Annotated in this window: 2 rRNA genes; both read left to right on the plus strand. The window is 50.1% G+C overall.

The features are described 5' to 3' along the window. Positions 1–134 precede the first annotated feature (134 nt). A 23S ribosomal RNA gene (locus EO119_RS08010) occupies positions 135–3,061 on the plus strand. Positions 3,062–3,125: 64 nt separating this feature from the next. Then, positions 3,126–3,242: ribosomal RNA gene (gene rrf, locus EO119_RS08015) — 5S ribosomal RNA — on the plus strand. Positions 3,243–3,244 lie beyond the last annotated feature (2 nt).

The raw sequence follows: 3,244 nt of genomic DNA on the forward strand, positions 1-3,244 counted from the left end.
AATTTATGATTTGGTCTCTTAGAGTTGACTCTAAGGGTTAGACCAAGCACATAGATTCTCTAAATTAACTTATAAGGTGAGAGCATCCGAAAGGATGACTCTAAAGCAAAAGACATAACCATATGTCACTATCAAGTAAAGATAGTAAGGGCATACGGTGGATGCCTTGGCTATACTGGCCGAAGAAGGACGCGGTAAGCTGCGAAAAGCTACGGAGAGGTGCAAGCGACCATTGACCCGTAGATATCCGAATGGGGGAACCCGGCAGAGTGAAGCTCTGTCACCCATACCAGAGAGTATGAGGAGGGCACCTGGGGAACTGAAACATCTAAGTACCCAGAGGAAAAGTAATCAAACGAGATTCTCTTAGTAGCGGCGAGCGAACGGGGAAGAGCCCAAACCGGACTGGTTCGCCAGACCGGGGTTGAGGACTGCTAACAAGCATAAATGGGATAGACGAACCGACTTGGAACGGTCGGCCGAAGAAGGTGAAAGCCCTGTAGTCGAAATCCTGCATATGTGGAGCAGTATCCAGAGTACCACGAGACACGTGAAACCTTGTGGGAAGCAGGGGGGACCACCCTCCAAGGCAAAATACCAGTATGGACCGATAGCGCATAGTACCGTGAGGGAAAGGTGAAAAGCACCCCGGGAGGGGAGTGAAAGAGAACCTGAAACCGTATGTCTACAAACAGTCGAAGACCGTATAATTGCAGGTCGACGGCGTGCCTATTGAAGAATGAACCGGCGAGTTACTGTCACTAGCGAGGTTAAGCGGAAAACGTGGAGCCGAAGCGAAAGCGAGTCTGAATAGGGCGAGGAGTTAGTGGTAGTAGACCCGAAACCGTAGTGATCTATCCATGGCCAGGTTGAAGCACAGGTAAAATTGTGTGGAGGACCGAACTCGTGAGCGTTGAAAAGCTTTGGGATGAGTTGTGGATAGGGGTGAAATGCCAATCGAACACGGAGATAGCTGGTTCTCCCCGAAATAGCTTTAGGGCTAGCCTCATGGTAAAGAGTATAGGCGGTAGAGCTCTGATCGGGCTAGGGCCCACACCGGGTACCGAACCTAGTCAAACTACGAATGGCTATACTTATACATGGGAGTCAGACTATGAGTGATAAGGCCCATAGTCAAGAGGGAAACAGCCCAGACCACCGACTAAGGCCCCCAATGCTGCATTAAGTGGCAAAGGATGTGGAGTTTCCAAAACAACCAGGATGTTGGCTTAGAAGCAGCCACCATTTAAAGAGTGCGTAATAGCTCACTGGTCGAGAGACTCTGCGCCGAAAATGTCCGGGGCTAAAATGCAGAGCCGAAGTCGTGGCAATGGTAGCAATACCATTGGGTAGGGGAGCGTTCTTATTGGATTGAAGCAGTACCGGAAGGAGCTGTGGACTGGTAAGAAGTGAGAATGCCGGTATGAGTAGCGAAAAGAAAGGTGAGAATCCTTTCCACCGAAAGCCTAAGGGTTCCTGAGCAACGATCGTCGTCTCAGGGTAAGTCGGGACCTAAGCCGAGGCGGAAAAGCATAGGCGATGGACAACAGGTTGAAATTCCTGTACTAGTATGAATTGTTTGATCGATGGAGTGACGCAAACAGGTAGGTTAGCATGCGATTGGAAGTGCATGTTTAAGCGTGTAGGTTGAGTAATAGGTAAATCCGTTACTCTAAAAGCTGAGGCGTGATGACGAGCTCATAAGAGCGAAGTAATTGATCCTAAGTTGCCGAGAAAAGCTTCTAGGTAGAGACATACTACCCGTACCAAAACCGACACAGGTAGGCGGGGAGAGAATCCTAAGGTGCGCGGGAAAACCCTCGTTAAGGAACTCGGCAAAATGCATCCGTAACTTCGGGAAAAGGATGACCCATGTAGTGTGAAAGCTTGTAACGGCTCTAGCATGAATGGGTGGCACAAGAGAGGCGCAAGCGACTGTTTACCACAAACACAGGTGCCTGCTAAAGCGAAAGCTGACGTATAGGTGCTGACACCTGCCCGGTGCTGGAAGGTTAAGAGGAGGGGTTAGGAGTAATCCGAAGCTCTGAATTGAAGCCCCAGTAAACGGCGGCCGTAACTATAACGGTCCTAAGGTAGCGAAATTCCTTGTCGGGTAAGTTCCGACCCGCACGAAAGGTGTAACGACTTGCGCACTGTCTCAACGAGGGACCCGGTGAAATTGAAGTACCTGTGAAGATGCAGGTTACCCGCGACTGGACAGAAAGACCCCATGGAGCTTTACTGTAACTTAGGATTGATTTTAGTTAATGAATGTACAGGATAGGTGGGAGACGTAGAAGCTAGGGCGCTAGTCTTAGTGGAGTCGCTGTTGGGATACCACCCTTTGATTAATTGAAATCTAACGGGAAGAGTAACGACCTTCCGGACAGTCCTAGGTGGACAGTTTGACTGGGGCGGTCGCCTCCTAAAGAGTAACGGAGGCGCCCAAAGGTTCCCTCAGAGCGGACGGAAATCGCTCGAAGAGTGTAAAGGCAGAAGGGAGCTTGACTGCGAGACCAACAAGTCGAGCAGGGACGAAAGTCGGGCTTAGTGATCCGGTGGTGCCGAGTGGAAGGGCCATCGCTCAACGGATAAAAGCTACCCTGGGGATAACAGGCTAATCTCTCCCAAGAGTCCATATCGACGGGGAGGTTTGGCACCTCGATGTCGGCTCATCACATCCTGGGGCTGAAGTAGGTCCCAAGGGTTCGGCTGTTCGCCGATTAAAGTGGTACGTGAGCTGGGTTCAGAACGTCGTGAGACAGTTCGGTCCCTATCCATCGCGGGCGAAAGAAACTTGAAGGGGGCTGCTCCTAGTACGAGAGGACCGGAGTGGACGAACCGCTGGTGTACCAATTATCCTGCCAAGGGTACAGTTGGGTAGCTACGTTCGGGACGGATAAACGCTGAAAGCATCTAAGCGTGAAACCAGCCTTGAGATGAGGTTTCTCATAGCATAAGCTAGTAAGATCCCATGTAGACGACATGGTTGATAGGCCAGGTGTGGAAGTGCTGCAAGGCATGGAGCTGACTGGTACTAATAGATCGAGGGCTTTACTTAAACAACAAACTTGTAAGTTAATATATTATTTTTCTATGTAGTTTTCAGGGAACACCCTGACAAATTCAGTGACGATGGCTACGAGGAACCACCTGTTCCCATCCCGAACACAGTAGTTAAGCTCGTAAACGCCGAAAGTACTTGGCTGGAAACGGCCTGGGAGGATAGGAAGTTGCTGATTAA

This window comes from Veillonella sp. CNR 79/14, from assembly GCF_003992185.1.
In the GTDB taxonomy this organism is placed as follows: Bacteria; Bacillota; Negativicutes; order Veillonellales; family Veillonellaceae; genus F0422.